The sequence below is a fragment of the Micromonospora sp. NPDC048169 genome (assembly GCF_040652815.1).
Lineage (GTDB): Bacteria > Actinomycetota > Actinomycetes > Mycobacteriales > Micromonosporaceae > Micromonospora.
The window spans coordinates 94,445-111,597 of the sequence record NZ_JBEZMS010000009.1 but is presented as its reverse complement, the minus strand read 5'-3'; the positions used below and the strand labels follow the sequence as shown (position 1 = coordinate 111,597).

The window sequence follows — 17,153 nt, the reverse complement described above, 5'->3', positions numbered from 1 at the left end:
AGTATCACTGCCGTCCTGCATCGTTGTAGTCGCCCACTCGGCCGAAACGATCAACCGAGCGTCAGCGTGTCGTCTCAGGCGGAGGATGCACGGCGGGCCACCGGCCCGCAGGCTTCCGCATCTGTCACCAGAACGCCGCCCCCGCGTCGGATATCTGACGGAAGGAAGATCCGCCGGGGAATCACCCGGGGCCATCCGCGGGGCGGACCGCGCCACGGGCCAACCCGTCGGCCGTGAGCTGCACCAGCTCCGCCCCGAGCGTCGCCGCCTGCCGCAGCGCCGACTCGAACGCGTGCAGCCGCCGGAACGCCTCCCCGTACGCCTGCTGTTCCTCCCGCGCCACCCGCCGCACCTGCGCCCGCCGCACGTCGAACCGCAGCGTCCCCGACAGGCTCGACGCCTGCCGCTCATTCGTCGACGTCCGAAGCTGGCCCGCCAGGAACCACGAGTCCAAGGCGGCGGAATTCGGCCGCAGCAGATACAGGTTGCGCCCCAGCAGCGCGCCATCGGTCGTCACCACCCGTGCGACGAGCTGCCGCGCGATCATCGGCACCACCACGTCCCCGGAGGCCAGGACGATCTCCTGCCCGAGCCGCCCGTCGTCGCGGCCCGAGGGTTCGCCGCCGCCGAGCACGTCCGGCACGGTCAGCACCGGCCTACCGTCGCCGGTCGGCTCACCGTCGTCGCCGGAGGCAGCGCCCCGGATCGGTCCGAGAAGCTGCAAAGCGCCGGCCCGGACCAACTCGCCGACCGTGAGGAACTCCCCCTGGCCCCCGTCGGCTGCGGGCGTCACCTGTGGCATCAGTGTGGGCAGGTCGGCGACGACGGCGGCGAGGCGCTCGCGTGTGCGTACCAGATGTTCGCCTGTCGCCTCGCCCGCGACGGCGGGCTGGCGACGCGCGGGGGTGAGGTCGACGTCGTCGTCGAGCAGTTCGATGACGTCGGCGGCGCGGGCGTAGCCGGGCTCGTCCACCTCGCCGTCGGCGGTGAAGGCCCGCCAGGTCTCCAGGATGCGGGAGTGGTCGCCGGTGGCGGCGTCGACGAACAGCGTCCGCGCCGGCAGCGGCGCGTCGGCGGGCGGGCGGCGCAGCACCCACAGGTGCAGGGGTACGCCGTGCGGTGCCGCCGCCCCCGGTGGCAGCGCGACGACGGCGCGCAGCGCGCCGCGGCGCAGCAGTTCCTTGCGGATGCGGCGGCCGGCGCGGCGGCCGGCCACGGCGGGGGGCATGAGGAGTACGGCGTGGCCGCCGGGGCGCAGGTGGGATAGCGCGTGCTGGACCCAGGCGAGTTCCGGCTCGGTACGTGGGGTGGTGCCGACGATCCAGCGGGGGTCGTGGCCGAGTTCCTCGTCGCCCCAGTTGCTGGCGCCGAAGGGCGGGTGGCAGACGACCGCGTCGAACGTGCGCCCCTGGTAGTCGTCGGCGCGCAGTGAGTCGCCGGTGCTCACCTCGCCTGGTACGTCGCGCAGCGCCAGCCACAGTCCGGCGAGCCGGGCGAGGTCGGGGTCGAGTTCCTGCCCGTACGCGGAGGTGCAGCCGGCGCGGACGGCGGCGCGCAGTGTGGCGCCGGTGCCGGCGGCGGGGTCGAACACGGAGCCGCCGGCGACGGCGGCGAGCCCGGCCATCAGGTCGGCGATGTCGTCGGGGGTGGCGAAGGGGCGGCCCGGTCCGGGGGCGGAGAAGCGTTGCCAGAGCGCGTCGAAGGCGCCCTGTGGGCCGAGTTCGTCGGCGAGCGCGTCGACGTCCGGCAGCAGCGCCTTGAGCTGCGGGTCCGCCGGACGGGCAGGTCGTTGGCCGCGTTGCCGGGCGAGCAGCCGGGCCCCGACGGCGGCGAGCCCGGCGGCCGGTGAGGCGCCGGCCGGGGCGAGGTGGCGCCAGAGCCGGTCGGCGGTGGCGAGTTCCGGGAGCTTGCCCTGGGCGTGCAGCCAGCGTTCGACCTGGGCGAGGTCGAACTCCGGGCTGGTGGCGCTGCCGCCGACCGGGTCGGGGAAGTCGCCGTGCCGTTTGCGCCAGTTGCTGACGGCGGCCCGGCCGACACCGGCGAGCCGGGCGATCTCCGCTGCGGTGATTGTCGGTGTCTCCTGCACGTTCGGAGTGTGTCACATCTGTCAAGCATGATGCTTGTTGACACCGTTCACAGATGATGCTCTTATTGACGCCGCCACGTTCACAGCAGGAGGAAAACGATGCGAAAGACCACCACGCTCGCCCTGATCGCCGGCGCCCTCGTCGCCCTGGGCTGCGGCGCCGGCACCACCGACGACACCACCGGCAGCAAGGCGGAATCCGGCACCGAGGCCGCCGCCGGCAAGGTCGACGGCGGTAAGGCGGACGCCGGCAAGCCCGAGGACAAGCCGAAGACCGCGAAGATCGGCCAGCCGGCCCGCGACGGCAAGTTCGAGTTCACCGTCAAGTCCGCCAAGTGCGGCGTCGGCAAGGTCGGCACGTCGATGGTCGGCGCCACGGCGCAGGGCCAGTTCTGCCTGGTCACGCTGAACGTGAAGAACATCGGCAAGGAGTCGCAGATGTTCGACGGCAGCAGCCAGAAGGCGTACGCGGCCAACGGCACCGAGTACTCCGCCGACGGCTCGGCCGGCCTCTACGCCAACAAGAACGCCGAGACGTTCCTCAACGACATCAACCCCGGCAACCAGGTCACCGGCGTGGTCGTCTTCGACATCCCCAAGGGCGTCAAGCTCGCCCGCCTGGAGCTGCACGACTCGCCGTTCTCCGGCGGCGTGACCGTCTCGCTGAACTGACCAGCCACCGCTGCGGGGCGGGCCGCACCCGCCCCGCACCCCCGACCCCGAGAGGAACCGCAATGTCCGACCCGACCCAGCCCGCGCCGCCCGACCGGACCGGCGACGCGACGATGCCGAACCCGCCCGCCGCAGCGAACCGCCCCGCAGACGCGCGTCCCCTCGTCGCCGGCGGCGTCGTGCTCGCTCTCGCGATCAGCGGCGTCATCCTGGCCGGCGCGCTCACCGAGGACGACGAGCCGCAGCCGGTCACCGCTGCTCAGCGCAGCACCGTCCCCGCCTCGGCGTCCCCGTCCGCCGCGCCGACCACGGCGGCCCCGACCACCGCCGCGCCCACCCCGGCCGCGCCGGCCACCACCGAGCCGCCGGCGCCGTCGCCCACTCCAAAGCCGAAGGTCGTGAAGGGACGCGGCGACGACGTGGTGCGCATCCCCGACCTGACCGACCTCGCGGTCGTCAAGTTCACCTGCCGGTGCAACAGCAACACGGTGCTCAAGAGCGACGGCGACGGGCTGCTCGTCAACGAGATCGGGTCGTACACCGGCAAGCGGTGGATCAACGTGGAGGACGGCTCGCTGACGACGCAGTTCGAGATCGAGGCCAGCGGCTCGTGGACGCTCACCATCGGCACTGTCGCGCAACTGGCCACCACGTCGGAGACCGGAAAGGCGTCCGGCAAGGGTGACGACGTGCTGCTGCTCGGCGGCGACGCCACCGCCGTGCGGATCACCCACCGGCGCGGCTCGTCCAACTTCGTCGTCCATGCGTACTCCCTGGACGACGGCGAGGGGGGCCTGCTCGTCAACGAGATCGGCGCGTACTCCGGCGTCCGCCCGCTCACCACGCCCGCGCTCGTGCAGATCACCGCCGACGGCAACTGGACCATCGCGCCGGCCTGACCCCCGCCCTCCCATACCCGTCAGGAGCAAGTATGCGACCCGATGAGTTCCGCCACGCCCTGAGCCTCCTGCCCGCGCCCCTGTACGCCCGCGCGCTCCCGCTGCGCCGCTACGTCTTCCGCACCACCTGCCCGCAGTGCCAGCGCATCGGCGACGCGGTCACCCTCGCCCTGACCGCGGCGCACTACGACCAGCTCGCCTCGGCCGGGCAGCTCCTGGACAACGCCACCCGGCTGGCCGAGGAGCACGGCGCCGACTGCCGGTCACAACCGGAGCCGGAACGGGGACGTGGGCAGGTCCAGCGGTGGGCGACAGCTTCCGCGCCGGTCGTCGCCGCGACCGACGCGAGCTGGAAGGGCCGTGCCGGCGGCATCGGGTACGTGGCGAGCGACGGCCGGTACGGCTTGCGCAGCCGGGGCACCGGCCGCCTGGACCCGACCGGCGCGTCCCGAGTGCTGATCAACGAGCTGCGGGCGGTGGACTTCCTGCTCACCGCGTACGACGACCCGCCACCGGCGATGACCGTGCTGGTGGACAGCCTCTCCGCGCTGCGGTGGTTGCACCGCTGGCAGTCCGGCTCGGTGGCGGACATGCCGGCCGGTTACAGCCTGCGCCGGCGCCGCTGGGCCGACCGGCCGACGCTGGTGCGCCTCGCCGAGCAGGTGAGCCGTCGACCGGACCTGTCCTTCCGGCACGTCAAGGCGCACAGCGGGCACGCGCTCAACGAGGCCGCTGACGGGCTGTCACACATGGCCCGCCGCCGGGTCGGGGAGAGCTTCGACGTTCGCCCCCGGGCTCGCGCGCTGGCGGAGGCGTTTCTGCGGGACTGGCACGCGAGCCTCATCCACTGATCCCGGGCCCGGCCGGGTCACCAGTCGCGGGCCCAGTCCGGCGGCGGTACGACGGCGAGCTGCGGCTCCCCACTGATCGGCTCCAGCGCGTGCACGATCCGCAGGTCCCCGTCGGCGGCGGCGTCGGCGTCGGTCAGCACCCGGCCGCTGCTGCCGTCGGCGCTGACCAGCACCCACCGGTCGGGGTGGACGCCGCCGTCGTCGACCAGCGCCCGTACGCCGAACGCCCGGGCGAGGGCAACCGCGAGGTCATGTTCGCGCAGACCGGTGGCGTCGGCCAGTTCGGTGTCGCCGGTGAGGATCCAGCCGAATCCCTCGTCCTCGTCAGGCGGCGTGAGCATCACCACCGGCCGAGGATCGTCGATGGCCCGGTCCTCGATCCGCCCGACGTACACGGTCTCCGGCGCGACGCCGTACTCCGTCAGCAGGAACGCACGCACGGCATCCGCCGGCAGCCCGGCCTCGAAGTGGATCCGATACCGCACCCCTACCCCTCTCCGAAGCCGAGCCAGATCCGCCACAGTGTCTTGCCTCAGCGGCCCGCCGGGGAGTTGGCTTTCGCGTATGGCCCGCATCGCGTACCACGACGCCGACGCCGAGGCGTTCGCCGCGACCCGGCACCTCACCGACGACGGTCTCACGGCTTGGCGGGCCGCCGTCGCCCGCCACCTCACCCCGCGCCCGGGCATGCGACTGCTCGACCTCGGTGCCGGGACCGGCAGCTGGGCGCGCGCGTTCACCGACTGGTTCCCCGGCATCGAGGTCGTCGCCGTCGAGCCTTCGGCGGCGATGCGCGCCCGGTGCGCGTTCGCGCCGCTCTTAGCAGGCGACGCCGAGCACATCCCCCTCGCCGATGACAGCGTCGACGGCGCGTGGCTGTCCACAGTCATCCACCACGTCCCCGATCTGGCCGCGACGGCACGCGAGCTGCGCCGGGTGCTGCGGCCCGGGGCCCCGGTGCTCATCCGGTCCGCGTTCGCCGGACGGCACGAGGCGATCACGCTGTTCGACTACTTCCCCGAGGCGGTCCGCGTGCTCGACACGTACCCGGGCATCGCCGACGTCGAGGCCGCCTTCGCCGCCGCCGGCTTCCCCACCGCGGCGGTCGAGCAGGTTCCGCAGGTCACCGCGCCGTCGCTGCGGGAGGCGGCGGCCGGCCTGCGCCGGGAGGCGCACACGCCGCTTCAGCTCATCACCGATGCGGAGTACGCCGCCGGCGTCCGGCGGCTACGCGAGGCAGCACAGGCGGACACCGGGCCGGTGATCGACGCGCTGGACCTGCTCGTGCTGCGCTGACCAGGCCGACGGTTAGGGTGGGGCGATGGATCATCGTCAGTGGACGGTCATCGGGGCGCCGTCGAGCGCCGGTGCCCACACCCCGGGCATCGAGCGCGCACCGGCCGCCCTGCGCGCCGCCGGCCTGCTCGACCTGCTGGGCGCCGACGTCGAGGACGCCGGTGACGTGCCGGGCTTCCGGTGGCGGCCGGATCCGGCGTACCCCAGGGGTCAGAACGCGGGCACGGTGGCCGCCGTCGCCTCGGCGGTGGCCGACCGGGTCGCGGCGGCGCTGGGCCGGGGGCGCGCGCCGCTGGTGCTCGGCGGCGACTGCACGGTGACGCTCGGCCTGGTCGCCGGCTGCGCGCGGGCCGGGCTGCCGTCCGCGCTGGTGTACGTGGACGGCGGCCCGGATCTCTACACCCCGGAGACCCGCGCCAACGGCAACCTGGACGCGATGGGGTTGGCGCACATGCTCGGCCTGCCGGGGACGCTGCCCGAGGTGGCGGGTGTCGGGCCGGCGGTGCCGCTGCTGTCGCCGGAGCGGGTGGTGGTGTACGGGGACTCGCTGCCCCGGGGTGACCACGAGCGGGAGCTGGTGGCGGAGCTGGGGCTGGCGTACGTGCCGGCCGACGAGGTGCACGCCGACGCGCGGGCGGCGGCACGCCGGGCACGGTCGGTGGCCGAGGGCGCGGCCGACCGGTTCGTGGTGCACTTCGACGTGGACGTGCTGAGCTTCGTGGACGCGCCGCTGGCGGACGTGCCGGAGCCGTTCGGGCTCAGCCTCGGCGAGGCGGCGGCGACGCTGGCGGAGCTGGTGGCGAGCCCTCGGTTCGCCGGGCTGTCGGTCACCGAGATCAACCCGGCTCACCTGCCGGACGACGAGGTGCTCCCCCGGTTCGTCGACACGTTGGCCGGGGCGCTGACCGGGCGTTAGGCGGTTTCCGCGAGGTGTAGAGGTCATGGGTGGCACACGCGGTGCTCCACCCACCGCCGGCCGGCGGACGGGTCAGCGACGCCAGTGCTGGCGCGGGGCGTAGCCCTCGCGGCGCAACCAGTGTTCGGTGTAGACGATCCGGTCGGCCTCGATCACCACGAGCAGGTCCTCGGGCGGCTCGGACAGCGGCCGGCCGCGCTCGGCGTGTTCGTTCTCCCAGCGGAACGCGGCCCAGTGGTGCGCCCGGTCGGGGTGGTCCGGGCCGAGCACCCGGGCGGTGCCGAACACCTGGGCGCCACGGCTGCTGGCCAGCCCGACCAGCGGCGCGAAGACGCCGATTGACACCCGGGGGTCGGCGGCGATGTTGCGCATCTTCGGTGAGCGCGGCGCGGCGGTGAACATCAGCGTGAAGTCGAGCGGGTAGTAACGCACCGGCGTGGCGAGCGGCCCGTCCGGCCCGGTCGTGGCGAGCACGCACATGTTCTGCGACGACAGCAGGTTGAGGATGCGTTCGGCCAGGCGTTCCCGGTCCAGCTTTCTCGTCGGCGTCGGCCCGGTCAGCCAGGGGTTCGTCAACGGCACGGCGCGTCCTCGATCATGACGGCACCCTACCGGCCCGGCTCAGGCGACCGGCGCGGTGCTGTCCCGCAACACCACAGCGCCGGGCAGGCGTACGACCCGGCGGCGGCGAGCGGTGTTCTCGGTCAGGGCCAGTCTCATCGCCTCCTCGCCGAGCCGGTGCAGCGGCAGCGCCACAGTGGTGAGCGGCGGGGCGAGGTCGCGTACGACAGGGATGTCGTCGAAGCCGGCGACCGAGACGTCGCCGGGCACCGACAGCCCCCTGTCGCGCAGCGCCGCGTACGCGCCGACGGCCATCACGTCGGTGCAGGCGAACACGCAGGTGGCGTCGAGCCCGCGGTCGAGCAGCTCGGTCATCGCCTGGTAGCCGCCGTCGCGGGTGAACGCCGCCTCGGCCACCGCGGCCGGGTCGAGCGCCACCCCGGCGGCGGCCAGCTCGTCGCGGAACCCGCCGAGCCGGTCGGCGACAGTGGTCAGCTCGGGCGGGCCGGAGAGCACCGCGAAGCGGCGGTGCCCCAGGCCGAGCAGGGCGCGGGCCAGCTCGGCGGCACCGGACCGGTTCTCCGGCAGGACACTGTCGACCTTGAGGTTGCGGTGCCGGCTGACCACCGCGACCCGGCCGCCGCCGTCGAGGTAGGGCGCCAGCTCGGCGGCCATGGCCCGCTCCCAGCGGGGGTCCTCGAATCCGGAGCCGATGAGCAGGATGGCCGGGGCGCGCTCGGCGCGCAGCATCGACACGTACGCGATCTCGCGTTCCGGGTCGTGGAACGTGCTGGCCAGCATGACCAGCAGGTCGTTGTCGGCGGCGACGCGCATGACGCCACCGGCGACCGCCGCGAAGTAGGGGTCGGTGACGTCGTGGCAGACGACGCCGACGCTGCGCCGGGACGCGCCGGCCAGCGCGCGGGCGTGGGCGTTCGGGGTGTACGCGAGCCGCGCGGCGGCGGCCAGGACGCGCTCGTGCAGGTGGGGGGTGACCCGTCGGCCGTTGAGTGCCCGGGAGGCGGTGGCCAGGGAGACGTCGGCCGCCCTGGCCACGTCTTCCAGCGTCACGTGCGACATCGATGCGGCTCCCTGCGGAACGTCTTGACCCGGTGTTCCGGCGTGGCTACGGTAGCACCCTGAAAGCGCTTACTGAAAGCGCATTCAGGGCGGGGAGGCACAGTGGAACGCACGTCCGTCGGCATCATCCTCAACGGCGTCACCGGCCGCATGGGTTACCGGCAGCACCTCGTCCGGTCCCTGCTCGCCATCCGCGAACAGGGCGGCGTGCCGGCCCGCGACGGCAGCCGCATCTGGCCCGAGCTGACCCTCGTCGGCCGGGACGAGAACCGGCTCGGCGAGATCGCCGGGCGGCACGGGCTGTCGGCGTACACGACGGACCTGGACGCGGCACTCGCCGACGACGCCAACCGGATCTACTTCGACGCGCAGGTGACCGCGCAGCGGGAGAAGGCGATCCGGGCGGCGATCGAGGCCGGCAAGCACGTCTACACCGAGAAGCCGCTCGCCGAGGGGTTCCTCGCCTCGCTGGAGCTGGCCCGGCTCGCCGCCGCCGCCGGCGTCCGCAACGGCGTCGTGCAGGACAAGCTGTTCCTGCCCGGCCTGCGCAAACTCAAGCGGCTGGTGGACGGCGGCTTCTTCGGCCGGATCCTGTCCGTGCGCGGCGAGTTCGGCTACTGGGTGTTCGAGGGCGACTGGCAGGCCGCGCAGCGTCCGAGCTGGAACTACCGCGCCGAGGACGGCGGCGGCATCACGCTGGACATGTTCCCGCACTGGCACTACGTGCTGGAGCAGATCATCGCCCCGGTCACCGCCGTCACCGCCGTCACCGCCACGCACGTCCCCGAGCGCGTCGACGAGGCCGGGAACAGCTACCGGGCCACCGCCGACGACGCCGCGTACGGCATCTTCGAGCTGGCCGGCGGCATCGTCGCGCAGATCAACTCCTCCTGGGCGGTCCGCGTGCACCGGGACGAGCTGGTCGAGTTCCAGGTCGACGGCACGCACGGCAGCGCGGTGGCCGGGCTGCGCGACTGCCGCATCCAGCACCGGGGCACCACCCCGATGCCCGTGTGGAACCCCGACCTGCCGGTCACCGAGCCGTTCCGCGCGCAGTGGCAGACGGTGCCGGACAACGGCGAGCACGACAACGCGTTCAAGGTGCAGTGGGAGGCGTTCCTGCGGCACGTCGTCGACGACGAGCCGTTCCCGTGGGACTTCCTGGCCGGCGCCCGAGGCGTGCAACTGGCCGAGGCCGGGCTGCGCTCCGCCCGCGAGGGGCGGCGGGTGACGATCGAGGAGATCCCCCGGTGAGCACACGCATCACGCTGCCGGTTCCAGGCGGCGGCACCGAGAAGCTGACGTTGCGCGAACCGCCCGCCTGGCGCCGGCCGTTCGCGCCGCCGGCCAGCCGGATCGCGTACGCGGCGGCGCACGTCGTCGCCGACCCGTACGCCGACAACTCCCCCGGCCGCCCGGCGCGGCTGGACTGGGACGCGACGCTCGCGGTGCGGCGCGACCTGTGGTCGTGGGGCCTCGGCGTGGCCGAGGCGATGGACACGGCGCAGCGCGGGATGGGGCTGGACTGGGCGGCCACCCGGGAGCTGATCCGGCGCAGCGCCGCCGAGGCCGCAGCCTGCGGCGGGCGCATTGTGGCCGGGGCCGGCACCGACCAGCTCACCGACGTCCCGCGCACGCTGGACGAGGTGGTCGCCGCGTACGCCGAGCAGGTCGCGTTCGTGCGGGGGTGCGGCGCCACGCCGGTGCTGATGGCCAGCCGGCACCTCGCCGCGCTCGCCACCGGCCCCGACGACTACCTGCGCGTCTACGAGCGGGTGCTGCGCGAGGCCGGCGTGCCGGTGGTGCTGCACTGGCTCGGCGACATGTTCGACCCGGCGCTGGCCGGCTACTGGGGCTCGGCCGACCTGGACGAGGCCACCGCCACGTTCGCCGCGCTGGTGCACGCCCACGCCGAGGCGGTCGACGGGGTGAAGGTGTCGCTGCTGGACGCCGCCCGGGAGGTCCGGCTGCGGGAGCTGCTGCCACCGGCGGTGAAGGTCTACACCGGCGACGACTACCACTACCCGGAGCTGATCGAGGGCGACGGGAAGCGGTTCAGCCACGCGCTGCTCGGCGCGTTCGCGGCGATCGCCCCGGCCGCGTCCGCCGCGCTGGGGCGCCTCGACGCGGACGACACGGCCGGGTTCCGGGCGGTCCTCGATCCGACGGTGCCGCTGTCCCGGCACCTGTTCGCCCCGCCCACGCCGTACTACAAGACCGGCGTCGCGTTCCTGTCCTGGCTCAACGGGCGGCAGCCGGGCTTCACCATGGTCGGCGGCCTGCACGGCGGGCGCGGCGTCCCGCACCTGGTCCAGGTGTTCCGGCTGGCCGACGCCGCCGGGCTGTTGCGCGACCCGGAGCTCGCGGCCCGGCGGATGCGCGCGTACCTGGACGTCGCGGGCGTGCCCGGATGACCACCGATGCGCGGCTGGCGAGGCTGTCGCTCAACCAGCGCACCACGCAGCGCTGGTCCGTGGCCGAGGCGGTCGGCGGCTGTGTGCGCGCCGGCATCCCGGCGATCGGGCTGTGGCGTGAGCCGGTGGCCGAGATCGGCGTACCGGCCGCGGCGCGGCTCGTCGCGGACGCCGGGCTGCGGGTGTCGTCGCTGTGCCGGGGCGGGTTCCTCACCGCCGCCGACGAGGCCGGACGGGCCGCGGCGCTGGCGGACAACCGGCGCGCGATCGACGAGGCCGCCGAACTGCGTGCCGCCTGCCTGGTGCTCGTCGTCGGTGGCCTGCCGCCCGGCTCACGCGACCTGGCGGGCGCGCGGCTGCGGGTCGCCGACGCGCTGGCCGAGCTGGCGCCGTACGCGGGCGAGCGCGGGGTACGCCTGGCGCTGGAGCCGCTGCACCCGATGTACTGCGCCGACCGGGCGGTGCTGTCCACGCTCGGGCAGGCGCTCAACCTGGCCGAGGCGTTCCCGGCCGACCAGGTCGGCGTGGTGGTGGACACGTTCCACGTCTGGTGGGATCCGGACGTGTGGCGGCAGATCGCCCGCGCCGGGGCGCGGATCGCGAGCTTCCAGGTCTGCGACTTCCTCACCCCGCTGCCGGCCGACGTGCTGCTGGGGCGCGGCATGATGGGCGACGGGCACATCGACTTCCCGCCGCTGCGCCGCGCGGTGGAGGCCGCCGGATACTCCGGTGACGTCGAGGTGGAGATCTTCAACGCCGAGGTGTGGGCCACCGATCCGGACCTGGTGCTCGCCACCATGACGGCTCGGTACGTGGATCGCGTGCTGACCGGCTGACCCAGCGTGACGAGTCCGGCCTGTCGGACAAATCAGGTGGCCGCCCGCCGGATCCGGCGGCAGGATCGGAACCATGTCATCCCCTCACCTCACCACTCCGATCACCCCGGACCTGCTGCGCGGCGCACTCGACCTGGAACGGACCGCGCAGGGGGTGCTGCCGCACCGGCTGCCCGCGTGGGCCCGGGCGCAGAACACCGACCCGCAGGTGATGATGGCGGAGGCGATGCCCTCTGGCGTACGGCTGGCGTTCCGCACCCGGGCCACCACTGTGGAGCTGGACGTGCTGCCCACGAAGATGGTCTACCGGGGCACCGGGCCGCGTCCCGACGGCCGCTACGACCTGGTCGTCGACGGCCGTCTCGCCGGTCAGGCCACCGCCGGTGGCGGCAGGGTGCTCACCATCGACCTGACCACCGGCACGTCCGGCGTCGAGCCCGGCCCGGTCGGCACGGTGCGCTTCACCGACCTGCCCGCCACCGACAAGGAGGTGGTGATCTGGCTGCCGCAGCGGGAGATCACCGAACTGGTGGCACTGCGCACCGACGCGCCGGTCGAGCCGGCCGGCACGGACGGCCGCCGGGTGTGGCTGCACCACGGCAGCTCGATCAGCCACGGCTCGGACGCGGAGAGCCCCACCGGCACCTGGCCGGCCGTGGCCGCCGCGCTGGCCGACGTGGAAGTGGTCAACCTCGGGTTCAGTGGCAGCGCGCTGCTCGACCCGTTCACCGCGCGGGCCATGCGCGACACCCCGGCCGACCTGATCAGCGTCAAGATCGGCATCAACCTGGTGAACAGCGACGCGATGCGGCTGCGGGCGTTCGGCCCGGCGGTGCACGGATTCCTGGACACCATCCGGGAGGGGCATCCGCGGACGCCGCTGCTCGTCGTGTCGTCGATCCTGTGCCCGATCCAGGAGGACACGCCGGGCCCCGGCGCGGCCGGGTTCGCCGACGGGAAGGTGCGGTTCCGGGCCACCGGCGACCCGGCCGAGGTGGCCGCCGGGCGGCTCACGCTGCGCGTCATCCGCGCCGAACTGGCCCGGATCGTGGCGTCCCGGGCCGGCGCCGATGCGAACCTGCACTACCTCGACGGGCTGGAGCTGTACGGCGAGGCCGACTACGCGCAGCTGCCGCTCCCCGACGAGCTGCACCCCGATCCCGCCGCCGACCGGCGCATCGGCGAGCGGTTCGCGGCACTGGCGTTCGGCCCGGCGGGACCGTTCGCCGCGTCGGAGTGACGGACAGCCCCGCACGGCCGGGAGTGACCCAGGTCACTCCGGGCCGTGATCCGTCGAGGGCGCCGGGAACGACCATCTAGGCGTGGAAGGAAGCAGACAGGACGAGGAGCGGCTGCTGCGGCGGGTCGCACGCGCCGACCTGGACGCGTTCGACGAGCTGTACCGGCGTACGTCGCCGTGGCTCGCGATCCGGCTGCGGCGGCGGTGCGCCGACGACGGCCTCGTCGCCGAGGTCCTCCAGGACACGTACCTGACGGTGTGGCGCGCCGCCGGCTCGTTCAGTGGGCTCCGGCCCTCCGGTGGCGCGGACGCGCCGGGCGGCTCGGCCGCCGGCTGGATCTGGACCATCGCGGCCCGCCGCCTGGTCGACGCGATGCGCCGCCGCGCCCGGGTGCGGGAGGTGCCGACCGACGTGCTTCCGGTACGCAGCGCGCCCGCCGCCGAGGACGAGGCGCTCGCCGGGTCGCTCGGCTCCGAGGTGGGCGCCGCGCTGGACGCGCTCGCCCCGGAGCTGCGGGCGGTGCTGGCCGCCATGGTCCTGGACGGGCTCACCGTCCGGGAGACCTCGGTCCTGCTGGGGGTGCCGGAGGGCACCGTGAAGAGCCGGGCGCGGCGTGCCCGCACCGCACTCCGGGAGGCACTGACATGACCGCTCACGTTCCCCCGCCGGCCCTGGCCGCGTACGCGGCGGGCAGCCCCGACGACGCCGCCACCTGGACCATCGAGGTGCACCTGGAGGGCTGCGCCGAGTGCCGCGACCGGCTCGGCGAGCTGGCCGCGCCGCCGCTGCGGGCCCTGCTCGGCGACGCCCGGGAGGCGATCCTGGAACAGGCCCGCACCGGCCCGCAGCCGGTGCCCCGGCGGCCGCTGCGCCGGTGGTGGCTGCGCTGGACCGACTGGTCGATGCCGGCCTGGGCGGCCATGACGTGCACGGCGATCCTCGCCGCGGTGCTGCTGGACCGCAACTTCCCGGATCGCCCCTCGGCGGTGCTGCTGCTCGCGCCGGTGGCGCCGCTGGCCGGGCTCGCGGTGGCCTGGTCCCGCCGCGCCAACCCGAACTGGGAGGTGGTCGCCGGCACCGCCCGCGCCGGGCTGGAACTGCTGCTGCGCCGTACCCTCGCGGTTCTGCTCCTGGTCGCGCCGGTGCTCGCGGTGGCCGGGCTCGCGGTCGGCCGCAACCCGGCGCTGTGGCTGCTGCCCTGCCTGACGTTCACCGCGGCGACGCTGCTGCTCGGCAGCCGCGTCGGCGTGCCGGTGGCCGCCGCGCTCCTCGGCGGCGGCTGGCTCGCGGCGGTCGCGGCCGGGTCGTTCACCGCCGACGCGAACCGCGCCGCCGCCGTCACCGAGACCCTGCTCCGGCCCGCGACCATGCCCGCCTGGGCGACGGCCGCCGTCGTGCTCACGGTGCTGACCGCGCTACGCGCCGAACACCTGCGGCGGCCCACCGGCTGACGCCGGCCCCGCGACCCCCACCACCACACGGCGCCCGTCCGGCGCCGCTGTCCACCCTGCCCGGAAAAAGGAGACGACATTGGTACGCGCAGTGAGCGCCGACGAGGTGGCGCCGACCCGGCACGCCTGGCGGATCGAGGCGGTGGGACTGTCGGTGAAGGCCGGCCGGCACCTCGCCGTCGACAACCTCGGCCTGACCCTCGGCGCCGGCGTGCACGGGCTGCTCGGCCCCAACGGCGCCGGCAAGAGCACGCTGATGCGCGCGCTCGCCACTGTGGTCAAGCCGCACGCCGGAGTGCTGCGGCTGCTCGGCGCGGACGCCACCACGACCCGCGAGCTGCGGCCGGTGCGCCGCCGGCTCGGCTACCTGCCGCAGCAGTTCGGCTACTACCCCCGGTTCACGGTGCGGGAGTACGTCGAGTACGTGGCCTGGCTGCGGGAGATGCCGGCCTCGGCGGTGCCGGGCGCGGCCCAGCGGGCCATCGAACGGGTACGCCTCACCGACCGGGCCGACGCCAAACTCAAGTCGCTGTCCGGCGGCATGCTGCGCCGGGCCGGCATCGCCCAGGCGATCGTGAACGAACCGGACCTGCTGCTGCTCGACGAACCGACAGTCGGCCTCGACCCGGAACAGCGGGTCGAGTTCCGGGAGCTGATCCGCGAACTCGGCGCGGACGCCTGCGTGCTGGTCTCCACCCACCTGGTGGAGGACGTGGTGGCGGCCTGCTCGGACGTCATCCTGATGGATCACGGCGCCCGCGTGTTCCAGGGCCTGCCCGCCGACCTGGTCCGCCACGGCGAGACCGGCGGCATCGGCGACAGCGCCGCCGAGCGCGGCTACTCGTACCTGCTCCAGCAGCACCGGAGCGCCCGATGATCCGACAGATCCGCGTCGAACTGCGCCGCTCCAACGCGCCGGTCGTGGCGGTGCTGCTGATCGCCGTCGGCGTCCTCGGCACCGCCAGCATGTACGACTTCTGGCAGGGACAGTGGCTGCGGCTGGGCTACGTGCACGCCTCCAACGTCTTCCTGCTGATGCCGCTCGCGCTCGCCGGTGGCGCGGTGCTCGGCCGCCGGGACCGCCGTACCCGCGCCGACGAGCTGATGAACAGCACCGGCCGGCCCCGCTGGCAGCGCGCGCTGCCGGCGATGACGGCGCTCGGCGTCGCCGCCGCCGCCGCGCACCTGCTCGTGGTCGCCGCCAGCGCGGCGGTGATCGCCACCGGCGGCACCTACCTCGGCGTACGCGGACTCGCCGGGCCGCTGATCGACGTGCTGGTGCTGGTGGGCGCGGCCTGGGTCGGTGTGGCAGCGGGCCGGCTGTGGTCCTCACCGCTGCTGCCGCCGCTGCTGGCCGCCGCCGGCCTGGTGGCGCAGGAGGGCACCGCCATGCTCGGCGGTCCGGCCGGTAGCCGGCTGACGAACGCGTCCCTCATGATCTCCTGGCCGCCGGACACGCCGTGGGAGACGCTGTCCGACCGGCTGCTGCTCAGCCGCCTCACGCTCGGGGTCGGGCTGGTCCTCGCCGGCCTGCTGCTGGCGGCGGGCCGGTCGTGGCCGCTCCGGGCCGGCGCGGCGGCGAGCCTGGCCGCCGGTGTCGCGGGACTCCTGCTGATCAGCGCACCGGGCCCCGCCGGCATCTGGCAGCTCGACCAGTCGGCACGCCGCTACGTCTGCGCCGACGGCACGCCGCAGGTGTGCGTCACCGCGATCAACGCGCACCTGCTGCCCCAGATCACTCCCGAGGCCCGCCGGGGACTGCGCGCGCTGGCGAAGCTGCCGGACGCGCCGACCCGCGCGGTGGAACTGCGGCTGGACACCATCGGCAGCAACGACAGCGAGCAGTGGCACCGGCCCAAACCCGAACCCGGCACCGTGCAGTTCCTCCTGGAAGTCGACCCGGACACCGGCCGGGCCGCCGACGTGGCCGAACGCATCGCCCTGGGCGGCGGCACCAAGTGGTACGGCTGCGGGCGCAGCGGCGACGACATCGCCCCGGCGGTCGCCGCCGCCTGGCTGCTCGATGCCGAAACGGTGCGGCTGTGGGACTCCTGGACCGGATACCGGTACGCCGACGAGCAGCAGGAGGAGATCCGGACCGGCGTGCGACAGCTGCGCGCGCTGCCCGAGCCGGAGCAGTTGCGGCGGGTGACCGCGCTGCGGGACGCGGCCGCGCGGTGCGAGCCGGACCTGATGCCGGCGCTCACCGGACGGGCCGCGCCGTGACCCGCTGGCTGCCGCTCTACGTGCGGTCCCGCCGGCTACCCGCCGCGCTGGCCGGATCGGCGGTCGCCGTCGCCGTGATGGCTCTTTCCTGGTCCGCCTTCACCGACCGTCCCGAGGTGCCCGCTCGCCTCGCCGTGCTCACCACCGCGCTGGCGGTGGCGCCGCTCGGGCCGACGCTCGCCGGCACCGACCCGGCGCTGGAGCGGACCGCCGCCTGGCAGTGGGCGCCGCGCCGGGCCGGGCACCTGCTCGGGTACGGCGCACTGGTGGTCGGGCTGCTGGCCGCCGCCCGCGTACTCGGCGCCGACTTCGGGCCGCTGTCCGTACTGGCCCGCGACACGGCCGGGCTGACCGGGCTGGTCGGGCTCGGCGCCGCGCTCGCCGGCGCCCGGGCCGCCTGGCAGGTGCCGACCGCCTGGGCCGCGCTGGGCGCGCTCCTGGCCGCGCCGGGCGGGCCGGAATGGCGGCAGGTCGCGCTGTGGATGGCACAGGAGCCGGACAACCGGATCGCCGCCGTCACCGCCACGACGTTCCTCCTCGGCGGCGTCGTCGCGTACGCGCTGCGGACGGGACCGCAGGTATCGGCCGCCGAGGCGGCGCTGGAACAGTGAGCGGACCGGACCT

The 17,153-nt window shown here is 74.6% G+C and carries 18 protein-coding genes; 14 read left to right on the top strand and 4 right to left on the bottom strand.

What is annotated here, in order from left to right; all coding sequences use genetic code 11:
- Positions 1-181: 181 nt before the first annotated feature.
- Positions 182-2,086, bottom strand: coding sequence for an N-6 DNA methylase (locus tag AB0D28_RS10970; protein WP_357384503.1), 1,905 nt, complete (start codon positions 2,084-2,086; stop codon positions 182-184).
- Between the two features lie 99 nt (positions 2,087-2,185).
- On the opposite strand from AB0D28_RS10970, the gene AB0D28_RS10965 reads away from it, so the two are divergent.
- The 3 genes from AB0D28_RS10965 (at position 2,186) to AB0D28_RS10955 (ending at position 4,508) form a co-directional block, all read left to right on the top strand.
- Entirely contained in the window at positions 2,186-2,758 is a 573-nt protein-coding gene (locus AB0D28_RS10965; protein WP_357384501.1) for a DUF4352 domain-containing protein, read from the top strand.
- 62 nt (positions 2,759-2,820) lie between these two features.
- Entirely contained in the window at positions 2,821-3,657 is an 837-nt protein-coding gene (locus tag AB0D28_RS10960) for a hypothetical protein (protein WP_357384499.1), read from the top strand.
- A 32-nt stretch (positions 3,658-3,689) separates the two neighbouring features.
- A complete protein-coding gene (locus AB0D28_RS10955) occupies positions 3,690-4,508 on the top strand; it encodes an RNase H family protein (RefSeq protein WP_357384497.1) in 819 nt (272 codons plus the stop codon).
- A 17-nt stretch (positions 4,509-4,525) separates the two neighbouring features.
- Here the strand turns inward: AB0D28_RS10955 and AB0D28_RS10950 are convergent, their stop codons facing one another.
- Complete coding sequence (locus AB0D28_RS10950) at positions 4,526-4,993, bottom strand: hypothetical protein (protein ID WP_357384495.1); 468 nt, start codon at positions 4,991-4,993, stop codon at positions 4,526-4,528.
- Between the two features lie 79 nt (positions 4,994-5,072).
- On the opposite strand from AB0D28_RS10950, the gene AB0D28_RS10945 reads away from it, so the two are divergent.
- Positions 5,073-5,804: a methyltransferase domain-containing protein gene (locus AB0D28_RS10945; RefSeq protein ID WP_357384493.1), complete on the top strand. Its 732-nt coding sequence runs from the start codon at positions 5,073-5,075 to the stop codon at positions 5,802-5,804.
- 25 nt (positions 5,805-5,829) lie between these two features.
- A complete protein-coding gene (locus AB0D28_RS10940) occupies positions 5,830-6,720 on the top strand; it encodes an arginase family protein (RefSeq protein ID WP_357384491.1) in 891 nt (296 codons plus the stop codon).
- A 72-nt stretch (positions 6,721-6,792) separates the two neighbouring features.
- Here AB0D28_RS10940 and AB0D28_RS10935 read toward each other — a convergent pair whose 3' ends face one another.
- Together AB0D28_RS10935 and AB0D28_RS10930 are read right to left on the bottom strand one after the other, a co-directional pair.
- Positions 6,793-7,302: a pyridoxamine 5'-phosphate oxidase family protein gene (locus tag AB0D28_RS10935; RefSeq protein WP_357384489.1), complete on the bottom strand. Its 510-nt coding sequence runs from the start codon at positions 7,300-7,302 to the stop codon at positions 6,793-6,795.
- A gap of 39 nt (positions 7,303-7,341) precedes the next feature.
- Positions 7,342-8,361 carry a LacI family DNA-binding transcriptional regulator gene (locus AB0D28_RS10930; protein WP_357384487.1) on the bottom strand — a complete coding sequence of 340 codons (1,020 nt, stop codon included), beginning with the start codon at positions 8,359-8,361 and terminating at the stop codon, positions 7,342-7,344.
- A gap of 102 nt (positions 8,362-8,463) precedes the next feature.
- Here AB0D28_RS10930 and AB0D28_RS10925 point away from each other — a divergent pair, with 102 nt between their 5' ends.
- The 9 genes from AB0D28_RS10925 to AB0D28_RS10885 all read left to right on the top strand — a co-directional run bounded on the left by AB0D28_RS10925 (position 8,464) and on the right by AB0D28_RS10885 (position 17,140).
- Complete coding sequence (locus AB0D28_RS10925; protein ID WP_357384485.1) at positions 8,464-9,615, top strand: Gfo/Idh/MocA family oxidoreductase; 1,152 nt, start codon at positions 8,464-8,466, stop codon at positions 9,613-9,615.
- Positions 9,612-10,775: a dihydrodipicolinate synthase family protein gene (locus AB0D28_RS10920; protein ID WP_357384483.1), complete on the top strand. Its 1,164-nt coding sequence runs from the start codon at positions 9,612-9,614 to the stop codon at positions 10,773-10,775. The genes AB0D28_RS10925 and AB0D28_RS10920 overlap by 4 nt, the downstream gene beginning before the upstream one ends.
- Positions 10,772-11,611: a sugar phosphate isomerase/epimerase family protein gene (locus AB0D28_RS10915; RefSeq protein WP_357384481.1), complete on the top strand. Its 840-nt coding sequence runs from the start codon at positions 10,772-10,774 to the stop codon at positions 11,609-11,611. The genes AB0D28_RS10920 and AB0D28_RS10915 overlap by 4 nt, the downstream gene beginning before the upstream one ends.
- 73 nt (positions 11,612-11,684) lie before the next feature.
- Entirely contained in the window at positions 11,685-12,851 is a 1,167-nt protein-coding gene (locus AB0D28_RS10910; RefSeq protein ID WP_357384479.1) for an SGNH/GDSL hydrolase family protein, read from the top strand.
- An 82-nt stretch (positions 12,852-12,933) separates the two neighbouring features.
- On the top strand, positions 12,934-13,500 hold the full coding sequence (locus AB0D28_RS10905; RefSeq protein WP_357384477.1) for an RNA polymerase sigma factor: 567 nt from the start codon (positions 12,934-12,936) through the stop codon (positions 13,498-13,500).
- Positions 13,497-14,303 (top strand): zf-HC2 domain-containing protein, encoded by an 807-nt coding sequence (locus tag AB0D28_RS10900; protein WP_357384475.1) that lies wholly within the window; start codon positions 13,497-13,499, stop codon positions 14,301-14,303. The genes AB0D28_RS10905 and AB0D28_RS10900 overlap by 4 nt, the downstream gene beginning before the upstream one ends.
- A gap of 79 nt (positions 14,304-14,382) precedes the next feature.
- The gene (locus tag AB0D28_RS10895) at positions 14,383-15,180 is read left to right on the top strand and encodes an ABC transporter ATP-binding protein (RefSeq protein ID WP_357384473.1); all 798 of its coding nucleotides are present in this window, start codon (positions 14,383-14,385) and stop codon (positions 15,178-15,180) included.
- A complete protein-coding gene (locus AB0D28_RS10890) occupies positions 15,177-16,529 on the top strand; it encodes a hypothetical protein (RefSeq protein WP_357384471.1) in 1,353 nt (450 codons plus the stop codon). Before AB0D28_RS10895 ends, AB0D28_RS10890 begins: the two co-directional genes overlap by 4 nt.
- A complete protein-coding gene (locus AB0D28_RS10885; RefSeq protein ID WP_357384469.1) occupies positions 16,526-17,140 on the top strand; it encodes a hypothetical protein in 615 nt (204 codons plus the stop codon). Before AB0D28_RS10890 ends, AB0D28_RS10885 begins: the two co-directional genes overlap by 4 nt.
- Positions 17,141-17,153 lie beyond the last annotated feature (13 nt).